General features: G+C 69.5%; 15 protein-coding genes. 6 read left to right on the plus strand and 9 right to left on the minus strand.

Annotation, left to right across the window (positions count from 1 at the left end; genetic code table 11):
* Positions 1-36 precede the first annotated feature (36 nt).
* The 3 genes from CIK77_RS12350 to purD all read right to left on the minus strand — a co-directional run bounded on the left by CIK77_RS12350 (position 37) and on the right by purD (position 2,548).
* The gene (locus CIK77_RS12350; RefSeq protein ID WP_087054111.1) at positions 37-405 is read right to left on the minus strand and encodes a hypothetical protein; all 369 of its coding nucleotides are present in this window, start codon (positions 403-405) and stop codon (positions 37-39) included.
* A 141-nt stretch (positions 406-546) separates the two neighbouring features.
* Positions 547-1,176 carry a phosphatase PAP2 family protein gene (locus tag CIK77_RS12355; RefSeq protein ID WP_087054112.1) on the minus strand — a complete coding sequence of 210 codons (630 nt, stop codon included), beginning with the start codon at positions 1,174-1,176 and terminating at the stop codon, positions 547-549.
* A 106-nt stretch (positions 1,177-1,282) separates the two neighbouring features.
* A complete protein-coding gene (gene purD / locus CIK77_RS12360; RefSeq protein ID WP_087054113.1) occupies positions 1,283-2,548 on the minus strand; it encodes a phosphoribosylamine--glycine ligase in 1,266 nt (421 codons plus the stop codon).
* A 164-nt stretch (positions 2,549-2,712) separates the two neighbouring features.
* On the opposite strand from purD, the gene CIK77_RS12365 reads away from it, so the two are divergent.
* The 3 genes from CIK77_RS12365 to CIK77_RS12375 all read left to right on the plus strand — a co-directional run bounded on the left by CIK77_RS12365 (position 2,713) and on the right by CIK77_RS12375 (position 5,846).
* Positions 2,713-4,980 (plus strand): molybdopterin-dependent oxidoreductase, encoded by a 2,268-nt coding sequence (locus tag CIK77_RS12365; RefSeq protein ID WP_087054114.1) that lies wholly within the window; start codon positions 2,713-2,715, stop codon positions 4,978-4,980.
* A 125-nt stretch (positions 4,981-5,105) separates the two neighbouring features.
* Positions 5,106-5,459, plus strand: coding sequence for a sterol carrier family protein (locus CIK77_RS12370; protein ID WP_114347263.1), 354 nt, complete (start codon positions 5,106-5,108; stop codon positions 5,457-5,459).
* Positions 5,460-5,513: 54 nt separating this feature from the next.
* The gene (locus CIK77_RS12375) at positions 5,514-5,846 is read left to right on the plus strand and encodes a hypothetical protein (RefSeq protein WP_087054115.1); all 333 of its coding nucleotides are present in this window, start codon (positions 5,514-5,516) and stop codon (positions 5,844-5,846) included.
* A gap of 91 nt (positions 5,847-5,937) precedes the next feature.
* On the opposite strand, the gene CIK77_RS12380 is transcribed toward CIK77_RS12375, so the two are convergent.
* Positions 5,938-6,516 (minus strand): hypothetical protein, encoded by a 579-nt coding sequence (locus CIK77_RS12380; RefSeq protein WP_087054116.1) that lies wholly within the window; start codon positions 6,514-6,516, stop codon positions 5,938-5,940.
* Between the two features lie 107 nt (positions 6,517-6,623).
* Between CIK77_RS12380 and purM the strand changes: the two genes are divergently transcribed.
* The 3 genes from purM (at position 6,624) to CIK77_RS12395 (ending at position 9,960) form a co-directional block, all read left to right on the plus strand.
* Entirely contained in the window at positions 6,624-7,763 is a 1,140-nt protein-coding gene (gene purM / locus CIK77_RS12385; protein WP_087054117.1) for a phosphoribosylformylglycinamidine cyclo-ligase, read from the plus strand.
* Positions 7,764-7,770: 7 nt separating this feature from the next.
* Complete coding sequence (gene purF, locus CIK77_RS12390; protein WP_087054118.1) at positions 7,771-9,252, plus strand: amidophosphoribosyltransferase; 1,482 nt, start codon at positions 7,771-7,773, stop codon at positions 9,250-9,252.
* Between the two features lie 345 nt (positions 9,253-9,597).
* On the plus strand, positions 9,598-9,960 hold the full coding sequence (locus tag CIK77_RS12395) for a TIGR02611 family protein (protein WP_170934059.1): 363 nt from the start codon (positions 9,598-9,600) through the stop codon (positions 9,958-9,960).
* Here CIK77_RS12395 and CIK77_RS12400 read toward each other — a convergent pair.
* The 5 genes from CIK77_RS12400 to CIK77_RS12420 form a co-directional block, all read right to left on the minus strand.
* Positions 9,948-10,511, minus strand: a complete 564-nt coding sequence (locus tag CIK77_RS12400) for a hypothetical protein (RefSeq protein WP_087054120.1) — start codon at positions 10,509-10,511, stop codon at positions 9,948-9,950. The two genes, CIK77_RS12395 and CIK77_RS12400, sit on opposite strands and share 13 nt — an antisense overlap.
* A 93-nt stretch (positions 10,512-10,604) precedes the next feature.
* Positions 10,605-11,339: an ABC transporter permease gene (locus tag CIK77_RS12405; RefSeq protein ID WP_087054121.1), complete on the minus strand. Its 735-nt coding sequence runs from the start codon at positions 11,337-11,339 to the stop codon at positions 10,605-10,607.
* Entirely contained in the window at positions 11,336-12,094 is a 759-nt protein-coding gene (locus CIK77_RS12410) for an ABC transporter ATP-binding protein (protein ID WP_087054122.1), read from the minus strand. Before CIK77_RS12410 ends, CIK77_RS12405 begins: the two co-directional genes overlap by 4 nt.
* 48 nt (positions 12,095-12,142) lie before the next feature.
* Positions 12,143-12,745: a TetR/AcrR family transcriptional regulator gene (locus CIK77_RS12415; RefSeq protein WP_087054123.1), complete on the minus strand. Its 603-nt coding sequence runs from the start codon at positions 12,743-12,745 to the stop codon at positions 12,143-12,145.
* A gap of 69 nt (positions 12,746-12,814) precedes the next feature.
* Positions 12,815-13,009 carry a DUF3073 domain-containing protein gene (locus tag CIK77_RS12420; protein WP_087054124.1) on the minus strand — a complete coding sequence of 65 codons (195 nt, stop codon included), beginning with the start codon at positions 13,007-13,009 and terminating at the stop codon, positions 12,815-12,817.
* Between the last annotated feature and the right edge of the window lie 85 nt (positions 13,010-13,094).

Raw genomic sequence — 13,094 nt, forward strand, 5'->3', positions numbered from 1 at the left:
TCGCGAGTCGCCGCGGCGGGCCGGAAGCCGCAGGCCTCACGCGTGCACGAACCGGATCATCGCGAACCGGTCGGCCTTGACCGTCGCGAACCGGAACGCGTGCGCGAACTGCACCTGCCCATCCGGTCGCCGCCACATGCCCCATGTCGCGCCCACTCTGCCGTGCGTCAGCGCCGCCTCGACGGCCCCGCCGGAGAGATCGCGTCGGATGCCGCGGAGTCGGTCGATGACGTCGGCGCCGACCGCGGCATCGAGCGTGCCGCGCGAGGCGATCTCGAGTCGCGTCTCGTCTGTGAGCATCGAGGCGACCTCGTCCCATTCCCCGAGCGCGAGCGAGCGCTCCCACTGCGCGAGCCGCAGGTTCTTGGGCGAGTTGCCGCAGTCTTCGACGCCGGTGAACTCCATGCGGGTCAGCGTACTCGGGATCGGCCTCACGATGCCGATATGCGCTGAGCGGCACCGCGGCCGTTCCGGCGCTCGCTGCTGGCGGCGCGGGCCGAATGGGCCGGATCGTCTGAGCGCGCTGATTCCCGACCGTCGCGCGGCTCAGCCCTCTGTGCGCGGGGCTCGTCGTCGCGCGAGCGGAGCCCAGCGGGCGAACAGTGCGCCGATCAGCAGAGCAGCGCCTGCGCCGACGAGGGCTCCGCCGATCGTGTCCGTCAGCCAGTGCACGCTCAGCACTGTGCGCGACAGAGCCATCGAGATCGTCCACGCGCCGCCGATCACGATCATCCAGATCCGGGGGAAGACGAGGCACAGCACGATGGCCAGTGTGGCCGCGTGCGCCGTATGCCCGGATGGGAATGAACCGAAATCGGACCCTACGAGCATGTCCTCTGGTCGTGCCCGAGCCACGAGGGTCTTGATGAGCTGCACCGCGCCCGTGCTCGCGATCATCGCGATCACAGCGAACGGCACGGCGCGCCAGCGGCGCATCACCAGGAGCAGCAGGATGAGTCCGAGCGGCACCGCCCACGTTGCGATCCAACCGCCTCCCGCATGATTGAGCACACGCGCGATGCCGACCACAGGAACGGCCGACCGCACGTCGGCCATCGCGCCGTTCCACCAGCCGTCGACCGCAGAGACGGCGGGGACGAGCACGACGGCTGCGCCGACGGCAGCGCCGGCGGCGAGAAGGGCGATCCCCGTGATCGCCAGTGTGCGCGGAGACATCGCACCATTGTGCCTGTCGCGGATGGGCACAGACCCGAGGGCGCCGTCGCCGACGCGACGCGGGAGTGCGACTCCGCGATCCTGCGAGCGCTCGCCGGCCGCGGAGCTACGCGACCTTCGCCGCGATGTCGGTGCGGAACTGACCGCCCTCCAGCGTGATCCGGCTGATCGCCTCGTATGCGCGGGCGCGCGCCTGCGCGATGTCGGCACCGCGGGCGACCACGTTCAGCACTCGGCCGCCGGTGGCGACGAGCCCCCCGTCGCGTTCGGCTGTCGCCGCGTGCGCGACGTGCACTCCCTCGATCGCTTCGGCCTCGGCGAGACCGGTGATCGCGCGCCCCTTCACGGGTGACTCAGGGTAGCCCTCACTGGCGAGCACGACGGTGACGGCGACCTCGTCGGAGAAGGTGGGCTCGGGCTGGTCCTCGAGCGTGCCGTTCGCGGCGTCGAGCAGCAGCTGCGACAGCGGCGTCTCGAGGCGGGGCAGCACGATCTGGGTCTCTGGGTCGCCGAAGCGCGCGTTGAACTCGATCACCTTCACGCCGTCGTCGGTGATGATCAGTCCCGCGTACAGCAGGCCGATGAACGGAGTGCCCTCCGCGTCGAGCTGCCGGATGACGGGAAGCGCGATCGTGTTCGTCACCTCGTCGACGAACGCGGCCTCGTCGCCGAAGCGGTCGGCGAGCCATGGCAGGGGGGAGTAGGCACCCATGCCGCCGGTGTTGGGGCCTTCGTCGCCGTCGAGCGCACGCTTGAAGTCCTGCGCCGGACTGAGTGCGCGCACCGTGTCGCCGTCGCTGAGGAAGAACAGCGACACCTCAGGGCCGGAGAGGAACTCTTCGATCAGCACCGGACCGCCTGGCAGGTACTCCTCGGCGTGCGCGATGGCAGCCGCCCGATCCTCGGTGACGATGACGCCCTTGCCAGCGGCGAGCCCGTCGGCCTTGACCACGTAGGGCGCGCCGAACTCGTCGAGCGCCGCGGCGGCCTCGTCGACGCTGGCGGCACGGGCGGCACGGCCGGTCGGCACATCCGCCTCGTCCATGATGCGCTTGGCGAAGCCCTTGGAGCCCTCGAGCTGCGCCGCAGCCTTCCCAGGGCCGAACACGGGGATGCCGCGTTCGCGCAGCTCGTCGGCGACGCCGGCGACCAGTGGCGCCTCCGGGCCGACGACGACGAGGCCGATGCCGTTCTCATTCGCGAACGAGGACACCGCCGCACCGTCGAGCATGTCGACGTCGACGATCGTCGCGTCACGGGCGATGCCGGCATTGCCGGGAGCGGCGAACACCTCGTGGCCCGCGCCTTCGTCGGTGAGGGCAAGGACGATGGCGTGCTCGCGTGCACCGGAGCCGAGAACCAGGATCTTCACGCCTCCCAGGGTACTTCCCGCGGCGGGCGCCCATCACTCCGGAACGCAGCGCACGAGATCCGGAGGCGGCGATCTCGTGCACCGGCGGGATTCCGCGGGGCGGTCCTCATCTCGACGGCGTCGTGTCAGGGACGGCCGGATGTCGACCGTGCGAAAATCGAGCCATGGCAGACATCGGCGTGATCCACAGCTCGCACTGGGGCGCGTTCCGTGCGCGCGTGGACGACGGCAGGTTCGTCGAGGCCGTGCCCTTCGAAGCGGACGGGCGCCCGGCCGACCTGCTGGAGAACATGCCGGGCGCCGTGCACGCGGACAACCGTGTGCTGCGGCCGGCGGTTCGGCGCGGCTGGCTCGAGGGTCGTTCCCGCGACGAGGCCCCGCGCGGCGACGACGAGTTCGTCGAAGTCGACTGGGACACCGCGATCGACCTCGTCGCCCGCGAGATCACCCGCGTGCACGACGAGCACGGCCCGGCGTCGGTGTACGGCGGCAGCTACGGCTGGTCGAGCGCCGGGCGCTTCCACCACGCGCAGAGCCAGCTGAAGCGACTGCTCGCCGCCAGCGGCGGGTACACGGGATCGACTGGCACCTACAGCCACGGCGCCTCGAGCGTCATCCTGCCGCGAGTGATCGGCTACGACGCCAACGTCGCCGATTCGCACACCTGGGACGAGATCGCCGAGAACACCGAGACCTGGCTGATGCTCGGCGGCGTGCCGGCACGCAGCATGAAGGTCGAGTCGGGCGGCATGGGCGCCCACCGCGGCGTTCCCGGCTTCGAGAAGGTGCTCCGCTCCGGCGTGCGCGCGATCAGCGTCAACCCGATCAGGGGCGAGTCCCCCGGCGGCGACGCGGTCGAATGGCTGCCGATCCGGCCGGGAACCGATACCGCTCTCCTCATCGGCCTCGCGCACACACTGCTCGAGGAGGGGCGCACCGACCTCGCCTTCCTCGACGCGCACACCGTCGGCTTCGACCGGTTCGCCGCCTATCTGCGCGGCGAGACCGACGGGACAGAGAAGACCGCCGACTGGGCGAGCGCGATCACGGGCGTGCCGGCCGACGACATCCGGACCCTTGCACGCGACCTCGCCGGAACGCGCACGCTCATCACGGCGACATGGTCGCTGCAGCGCGCTGAGCACGGCGAGCAGCCGCACTGGCTGACGGTCGTACTGGCCGCGATGCTCGGAGGCATCGGGCGCCCAGGCGAGGGCTTCGGCATCGGATTCGGATCCGAGGACGGTGTCGGCTCGACGCGCCAGCCCTTCGCTGTGCCGCAGGCTCCGAAGCTGCGCAACCCGCTTGCCGGGACGGAGATCCCGGTCGCCCGCATCGTCGACGCGCTGGAGAGCCCCGGCGCCGAGTACGACTTCAACGGCGAGCGCCGCACGTATCCGGACATCCGGCTCATCTACTGGGCGGGAGGCAACCCCTTCCACCACCACCAGGATCTGATGCGCATGCAGGCCGCATGGCAGCGGCCCGACACCGTGATCGTGCAGGAGCCGTGGTGGACATCGACGGCGAAGCGCGCGGACATCGTGCTTCCCGCGACGACCTCGCTCGAGCGCGACGACATCGGCGCGAAGTCGAACGACACCTGGATCCTCGCGATGAAGCGCGCCATCGACCCGGTCGGCGAGGCGCTCGACGACCGCGAGATCCTGCACCGGATCGCCACGAGGCTCGGGTGCGCTGACGCGTTCGACGAGGGGGCGACGCTGCGCAGCGTGTACGAGAAGTCGCGCGCGGACGCCGCCGGCCACGGCATCGAACTGCCCGACTTCGACGCGTTCTGGGAACAGGGGTACGCCCGGGTTCCCGCCCGCGCGCCGCACAGCCGCATGCGCGAACTCATCGACGGGGTGCCGGTGCCCACGCCGAGCGGGAAGATCGAGATCTTCTCCGAGACCATCGACTCGTTCGGCTACGACGACTGCCTCGGGCATCCGGCCTGGTTCGACAAGCACGAAGATGTCGCCGGTGCCGCCTATCCGCTGCGCCTGATCTCACACCAGCCCACCACGCGGCTGCACTCCCAGATGGACGTCGGTGCCCTCAGTCGTGCCGCAAAGGTCGCGGGGCGCGAGGCGTGCCGCATGAATCCGGATGACGCTGCCGCGCGCGGCATCGCTGACGGCGAGGTCATCCGGCTGTTCAACGACCGCGGCGCCTGCCTGGCGGGCGTCGTGATCACCGCCGACGTGATGCCAGGCGTCGTCGCGCTGCCGACCGGCGCGTGGCTCGATCTCGACGGAGAGTCCGGGCTCGAGCGGCACGGCAACCCGAACGTGCTCACCGCCGATCGCGGCACATCGAAGCTCGCGCAGGGCCCCACAGCGCAGACCGCGCGCGTCGAGGTCGAGCGCTACGCCGCCGAGCCCCCGCGCGTCGAGGCATTCGACCTGCCGCGGCTGTCCCCGCGCTGACGCAGGCCCCGCACGTCGGCTGCCCGGCTCGCGAGATGCGCACGTTTTCGACATTCGGGCGTCAGAAGCGGCGCATCTCGGCGAGAAGGACGCATCTCGGCAGCGGGGCGCGGAGAATGAGGAGCATGGTGCGGAAGATCCAGATGGGGGAGGGGCGCGCGGGTGTTGATGCCGTGCGCAGCGGCAGCGCCGGCAGAGCGGAGACTGCGACGGCGGTGCGCTATCTGCTGCAGCTGCTCGAGGAGCGCGCGCCGGGAAAGAGCGTCGAGGTGAGGGTGCCGCCGTTCGGCGCCGTGCAGGTGGTGCAGGGCCCGCAGCACACCAGGGGCACCCCGCCCAACGTCATCGAGACCGATGCAGAGACCTGGGTCGCCCTCGCCACGGGTGCACTCGGCTGGGACGAGGCCGTCGCATCCGGCGCCGTCAGCGTCTCGGGCACCAGGGCGGACATATCCCCCCTCATCCCCCTTCGCCCGTAACGGACGCAGCCTCCGGTCGTCGATCTCACAGCTGCACGGTGTTTCAATGGAGATATGGATTCCCCCACGCCCGAATCGCGTTCTGACGAGTCCGTCGTCCGCACGCGGCGGGCGCCCAAGTACGGCGTCTTCGCCGTGCTCGGGGCGATGGTGGGCATCGTCGCAGCGCTCGTCCTCACGACGGTCTTCAACGGTACGGATGATCCCAGTCGCTACACCGAGGTGGAGTACTCGACCGGTCAGGTGTTCGGATTCGTGCTGCTCTGGTGCGTGCCGGCCGGCATCGCCATCGGCATGCTCGTCGCGCTCATCCTCGACCGTACGGTCGGCCGCAGAACTCAGCAGGTCCGCGCCGTGCACGAGCTGACGGAGGACCCGGAGGACTGAACTCCGGATGACAGGCCCGTCCCGCGAGCGACGCCGGCCTGTCCCGTCATGGCTGCCTCCTCGCGCCGCCGACCGGAGCGCGACCGCGCCCTCAGAACACGTCGGCGACGATGGGCCGGATGGTGCTGCCGAATGCGACGACGTCTCCTCGCAGCCCGTCAGAGACGGCGATGGTGAGCTGGCCGATCCACCACGCGCCCCGCTGGGCGAACGGGAGGATCTGCACCCGCAGCCGGAACGGGCTCGCCGCACGGCCCCTGCGCTGCTCCTCGGCCTGCACCGCATTGGTCCAGGTGAGGTCGGTCGTCTGATCCGCCGCTTCCAGCCGCTGCTGCGTGCGCTCGACGAACGCGAGCACGTCCGCGGCCAGCGGTGCCGCAGCGCGGCGCAGCACCTCCGCCGTGCGGGGCAGTGCGATCAGCGTGCCGAAACCGTCGACGAGGTCGAGCGGCACGTCGGCGGGATGAGCCTCCGGCTCCACCGTCATCTGCCAGAACTGGTGCCACTGCGCTTCGAGCTCCTCGCCGGCGGGTTCCATCGACGTCGGCGTCTCACGCAGCGGCGGCAGCTCGGCCGGAATCCGGATGCCCAGAGCAGAACGCAGATAGAGGGCGGCGAGCACGGCGGAGTCCGTCCCCTCGTTGACCCGCCAGGAGCCTGCCGTGTGCATGCCTCCACTCTATGCGTGCGTCGGGGCGCGGCATCCGGTGTGAGCACTTCGTGCGGACGGCTTTCCTGTGGTGCGGCGCTGCGGTGGTGGTGACGTAAGCTGTTCAGGTGGAACCCGAGCCCACCAGCCAGCGCACCAGCGCCAATAATTCGACGTACTCGGCGGCCGGTGTCGACACCGCGGCGGGGGACCTCGCGGTCGAGCTGATGAAGTCGTCGGTGAAGGCGACCCACGGACCAGAGGTCATGGGCGGAGTCGGCGGTTTCGCCGGCCTGTTCGACGCGAGCTTCCTGCTGAGCTACCGGCGTCCGCTGCTGGCGACCAGCACGGACGGCGTCGGCACCAAGGTCGCCATCGCGCAGGCGATCGACAAGCACGACACGATCGGCCAGGATCTGGTCGGCATGGTCGTCGACGACATCGCCGTGGTGGGCGCGAAGCCGCTCTTCATGACCGACTACATCGCCTGCGGCAAGGTCGTCCCGAACCGCATCGCCGACATCGTGCGCGGCGTCGCCGACGCATGCTCGGCGACGGGCACCGCGCTCGTCGGCGGTGAGACCGCAGAGCACCCCGGCCTGCTGGGCGTCGACGACTACGACGTCGCAGGGGCCGCAACCGGAGTCGTCGAGGCCGACGGCGTCCTCGGCGCCGAACTGGTGCGCGACGGCGACGTCGTGCTGGCGCTGGGCTCATCCGGACTGCACTCCAACGGCTACTCGCTCGTGCGGCACATCCTCTCCGTGGCCGGCCTCGGCTACGGCGATCGCTCCGAGGATCTCGGCGCCACCTGGGGTGAGGCCCTGCTCGAGCCCACTCGTCTGTACACCTCGCCGCTGCTGCGTCTGATCGAGAAGCTCCCCGGCGGCGTGCACTCGCTCAGCCACGTCACCGGCGGCGGCATCGCGGCGAACCTCGCCCGAGTGCTCCCCGTCGGCAGCTGGAGCGAGATCGACCGCTCGACGTGGAGCCCTTCCCCGGTGTTCCGCGTGCTGAACGACATCGCAGGAACGTCGCTGGAGTCGAGCGAGGGCACCTGGAATCTCGGCATCGGATTCCTCGCGGTCGTGTCGCCGGATGTTGCGAGCGAGGCGATCTCCACGCTCGCGGAAGACGGCATCCCGGCCTGGCAGGTCGGAACGGTCGGCACGGGCTCGCGCCCGTCCGGAGACTTCGAATCCGGCGCCAAGGGCGTCGACGGCGGCGCAGTCCGCCTCATCGGCACGTATCGAGACGGAGCGAAATAACCACCCCATGTGCGGCATTGTCGGAATGGTCGGAAACGGTCCGGTCAACCAGGGAATCTACGACTCCCTCCTTCTTCTGCAGCATCGCGGTCAGGACGCGACGGGCATCGCCACGGTGGAGCCGAGCGGCGTCATGCACATGCACAAAGCGGGCGGCATGGTGCGCGAGGCGTTCCGCACCCGCGATATGCGCTCGCTGCTCGGAAACGTCGGGCTCGGCCATGTGCGCTACGCGACCAAGGGCACCGCGTCGAGCGAGGAAGAGGCCCAGCCCTTCTACGTGAACGCCCCGTACGGGATCACGCTGATCCACAACGGCAACCTCACCAACACGCGCGAGCTCACCGGCGACATGGCCAAGCGCGACAGGCGCCACCTGAACTCGTCGTCCGACACCGAGCTGCTCGTGAACGTGCTCGCCAACGAGCTGCAGTCGACCCGTTCGAGTGTCGACCTCGAGCCGGACCGTGTCTTCGACGCCGTCGCACGCGTGCACGAGCGCGTCGAGGGCGCGTACGCCGCGATCGCTCTGATCGCCGGCTACGGCCTGCTCGCCTTCCGCGATCCGTTCGGCGTCCGCCCTCTGATCCTCGGCCACCGGACCAGCAGAGACGGTACAGACGAGTGGGTGGTCGCAAGCGAATCGCTCGTGCTCGAGAACGCCGACTACGACGTCGTGCGCGACGTCGAACCGGGTGAGGCCGTGTTCATCGCGGGCGACGGCACCCTGCACGCGCGGCAGTGCGCCGCAGACCCACGGCTGCGCCCGTGCTCGTTCGAGTACGTCTACCTCGCGCGCCCCGACTCGGTGATGAACGGCATCTCCGTCTACGAGTCGCGGCTCCGGATGGGCGAGAAGCTCGCCAAGACGATCGCCAAGCACACGCGCGAGGGGTCGATCGATGTGGTCATGCCGATCCCTGATTCGGCGCGGCCCTCGGCGATGGAGGTCGCGCGGGTGCTCGGCATCGAGTATCGCGAGGGCTTCTACAAGAACCGCTACATCGGCCGCACGTTCATCATGCCGGGCCAGGCCGTGCGCAAGAAGAGCGTGCGCCAGAAGCTCAACGCGATGTCGAGCGAGTTCCAGGGCAAGAACGTGCTGCTGATCGACGACTCGATCGTGCGCGGCACGACGAGCCGTCAGATCATCGAGATGGCACGCGCGGCCGGCGCCAAGAGCGTGACGTTCGCCTCCGCGGCGCCTCCGGTGCGCTACCCGCACGTGTACGGGATCAACATGCCCTCCCGCCACGAGCTCATCGCGCACGACCGCACGATCCCCGAGATCGCCGAGGAGCTCGGCTGCGACCGTCTGGTCTACCAGGAGGTCGAGGACCTCCGCGACGCCATCCTCGAGGGGTGCAAGTCCGACGAGGAGCGCGCCCGCTTCGACGACATGGATCTGAGCTGCTTCAACGGCGAGTACGTCACCGAGACGGTGACGCAGGAGTACCTCGACTGGGTCGAATCCTCCCAGGAGTCGTAACCCGCGGGCGCCGAGCCCGCACCTGGCGGCGTTGTCGTCAGTCGGGGCACATTCGGTGCCCCTCCCTCCTCCGCCTTGCCATGCACGTGCTCGTAACCCGCGGGCGCCGAGCCCGCGATTGAGCGAGGAACGAGAATGCTCGCATTCTCGTGACGAGCGATTGAGCGTCGGAGGTGCGAAGCGCCGAGCGCGCACCTGGCGGCGTTGTCGTCAGTCGGGGCACATTCGGTGCCCCTCGCGCGGGAAGTCAGCCTCCCCGGCATCGCGGCACCCGCGGACCCGCGTTCATCGAATTCGCGGGGTATCCCCAGCGCGCGGATCGCCTCGGCGTGCTGTCATGGGAGTGTGACCACCACCGCGGACGGCGTATCCGACGCCGAGATCGACGAGCTGGAGCGCGCGGCCCATCACCGCACGCATCGGTTCCGGTCGTGGCTGGCCAGGCGGCACCCGGCGATCCGGATCGCCTATCGCGTGCTGATCGCGCTGCTCGGCACCGTCGTCATCGTGATCGGACTGATCATCGTGCCGCTTCCCGGGCCGGGGTGGCTGATCGTGTTCGGCGGGCTCGCCATTCTCGCCACGGAGTTCGCGTGGGCGAAGCGGCTCGCGCGCTGGTTGAAGCGTCAGCTCGCCACAGCGTGGGCGTGGTGGAAGAGGGTCCGCGCGCGCAGGCGCGACGCGAAGGCCGCCCGTCAGCGGTCGTAGCGCCAGCAGCCAGGCGCGCGCATCGACGGGGGAGTCTCGGCGAAGCCCGTGTCGCGGATCAGCGTGCGCAGCTCGTCGGGAACCGACTGAAGCACTGGCCGATCGCCCGCCGCGCTGAGCGACATGGTGTGCACAGCGGCCATCAGCGTCAGCGGACCGCGCGCCGACCGGATGGCGATGCGGGCGTAGTCGCTGTCGGTTCGGATGATCAGGCGCGACACCTCGTGCCACGGGAGCTCGCGCCGATCGGTGTCGTCGTCGATCGCGATGCCCGACTGCGAGAAGCTGACGCGGCGCACGCGCCCGCTGCGGCGGAACAGCAGGATGAACACGAACGCCGCGACGACGCCGCAGCCGTACAGCACGAGCACCAGCAGACGACGATGCGCCGTGAGCACGTCGACCAGATCGAGCAGGATCAGCAGCACCGTCGGCACGGCCGCGGCGATCAGGATGACCCCGATGATTCCCAGCGTCAGCCGTGCCATCGACATCCGGATGCTCGTGAATGAGATGCAGAAACCGGTGCTGGTCGGAATCCACTCGCTCACGCCACCATCCTGGCACGCGGGCGGGTGTCGTCTGCGGTGATTCCTGCTGGTATCCGCCCCGCATTCCGACGGATGTCACCCGCGAACGGCCGGCTACGGCGTGCGGCGACGGAGGGTGAGGGCGGCGAGCAGGATGAACGCGGTGGCGAAGGCGAGGATGATCAGCAGCGGTCCGTAGACGTCCCAGGCGTCGGCGCCTGTCGTCACGGCCTGCACAGCGTCGATCGCGTAGCTCAGCGGCAGCCAGTCCGAGATCGCCTCCAGCACGTCTGGCATGTTCTCGCGCGGCATGATCACACCTCCCAGCAGGATCTGCGGGAACACCAGCAGCGGCATGAACTGCACCGCCTGGAACTCGGTGCGCGCGAAGGCGCTGGCGAGCAGACCGAGCGTGGTGCCGAGCAGCGCATCGACGACGGCGACGAGGCCGAGCTCCCACAGCGGGCCGTCGACCTCGAGATCGCACACCCACACGGCGAAGGCGACCGTGACGATCGCCTGCACGATCGCGGCCGCACCGAAGGCGATCGCATAGCCGACCACGAAATCGGCCTTGCCCAGCGGCGTCGTCATCAGCCGTTCGAGGGTTCCGGATCGGCGCTCTCGCAGGGTCGTGATCGACGTGATCAGGAACATCACGATGAACGGGAACAGCGCTAGGATCGCCGGGCCGACCTGCTGGAACACGCCCTCCGCGTCGACGAAGATCCACGCGAACAGGCCGACGAGCAGACTCGGCGCGACCAGCATCAGCACAATCGAGCGCGGGTCGGAGCGCAGCTGCCGCAGCACGCGTGCCGCGGAGGCGAGGGTGCGCGCGGCGGTCATGGAGCCTGCCTCCGCTCGCGGCGGGTATGCGGCTGCTCGCCCCTGCGCACGAGCGTGAGAAATGCCTCATCCGGATCATCTGCACCGGTCTCATCGAGCAGCTCGGCCGGCGTCGTGTCGGCGATCAGGTTGCCTTCCCTCAGCAACAGAAGCCGGTCGCAGCGGGAGGCCTCGTCCATGACGTGGCTCGAGATGATGAGCGTGGCACCCGCGTCGGCGATGCTCCGGAAGGTGGCCCACAGTTCGTCGCGGAGCAGCGGGTCGAGGCCGACGGTCGGCTCGTCGAGCACGATGAGCTCGGGGTCGCCGAGCAATGCGACGCCGAGCGATACCCGACTGCGCTGGCCACCGGAGAGATCAGCCGCCAACTGCCGCTGGTGGGCCGAGAGTCCGACGACGTCGAGCACCCGATCGATCTCGCCTCGCGGGACGCCGGCGATGCGGGCGAAGTAGCGCACGTTGTCGCGCACGGAGAGATCGTCGTACACCGCCGCCGACTGTGTCGCGTACGAGACCCTTTGGCACAGCGAGCGAGAGCCGGCGGCCTCGCCCAGCACCGTGACGCTCCCGCCGCGCGTCCTCTGCACGCCGACGATGGCGCGCATCAGTGTCGACTTGCCGCAACCGGATGGCCCGAGCAGACCGGTGATCCGGCCGAGCGGCACGTCGACGTCGAGCCCGTCGAACACCGCGCGGCGGCCGCGCACCACGCGCAGGTCCCGCACCTCGACGGCCCCGAATGATTTATTCATCATATGATGAATATTGCGCCTCGGAGGGCGTTTCGTCAAGGGGGTGCGTGATCAGCCGACGAGGTAGGTCTGGATGGCGGCGCCGACGCGGCGGGCGACGTCGTCGATCGGGGCGTCCGCCAGGGCTTTCACGCGCAGGACGTAGCGGACCATCAGCATTCCGCCCACCTGGCTCCCGACAAGTGTGGCGCGCAACTCGACGTCGTCTCCGCTGAGGCGAGCCGCGACCTTGCTGATCACCTCCCGCTCGAAGAACTTCGCCATCAGCGGTGTCATCGTCCGGTTGCCCAAACCTGTGCGCATCATCGTGATCGCCCTGCGTCGGGCTCCGGGGCTCTCGAGGCTTGTCAGCACGTAGCGCACGATTCGCTCGCCGATCTCCTCGAGCGGGCCGTCCAGGATGTCCGGCAGCGCACGATCCGGACGAAGCGGGATGTCGATGACCGCCGAGAACAGGTCGGACTTCGTGCCGAAGTGGTGATGGATCGCCGCGGCGTCGACACCTGCTCGTGCGGCGATCGCGCGGGTGGTCGCGCCGTCGTAGCCCTGCTCGGCGAACTCTTCTGAGGCCGCGGCCAGGATGCGTTCGCGACCGGAAGGCTCACCGGCACGCGGCCGACCGCGTCCGCGGCGAGCCGCAGCTCCCGTACTCATGTCGCCACCCTACGCCGCAGGGCACGCGAAACGGCCGCGGGGCGAACCCCGCGGCCACGAGGAGGAGCCTCAGGCGTAGTTGGCCTTGGAGTCCTCGTCTTCGTCTTCGTCCGCGTACTCATCTGCCCAGCGGTCGACGTACAGATCATCGTCGTTTTTGCTGGCGAGCTCACGCTCGAGCGCGTCGTAGTCCACGGAAGGGCTGTACGACTTGAGTTCGCGGGCGATCTTTGTGTGCTTCGCCTTCTGACGGCCACGCCCCATGCGCGAGACCCCCTCTATCAAGCTGACGGGTTACTGTCCCGATGCGTTCACGTTACCCAGCGGATACCGCCGGAAAGAGTAGGCT

The sequence above is a fragment of the Microbacterium sp. JB110 genome (assembly GCF_003335195.1).
Lineage (GTDB): Bacteria > Actinomycetota > Actinomycetes > Actinomycetales > Microbacteriaceae > Microbacterium.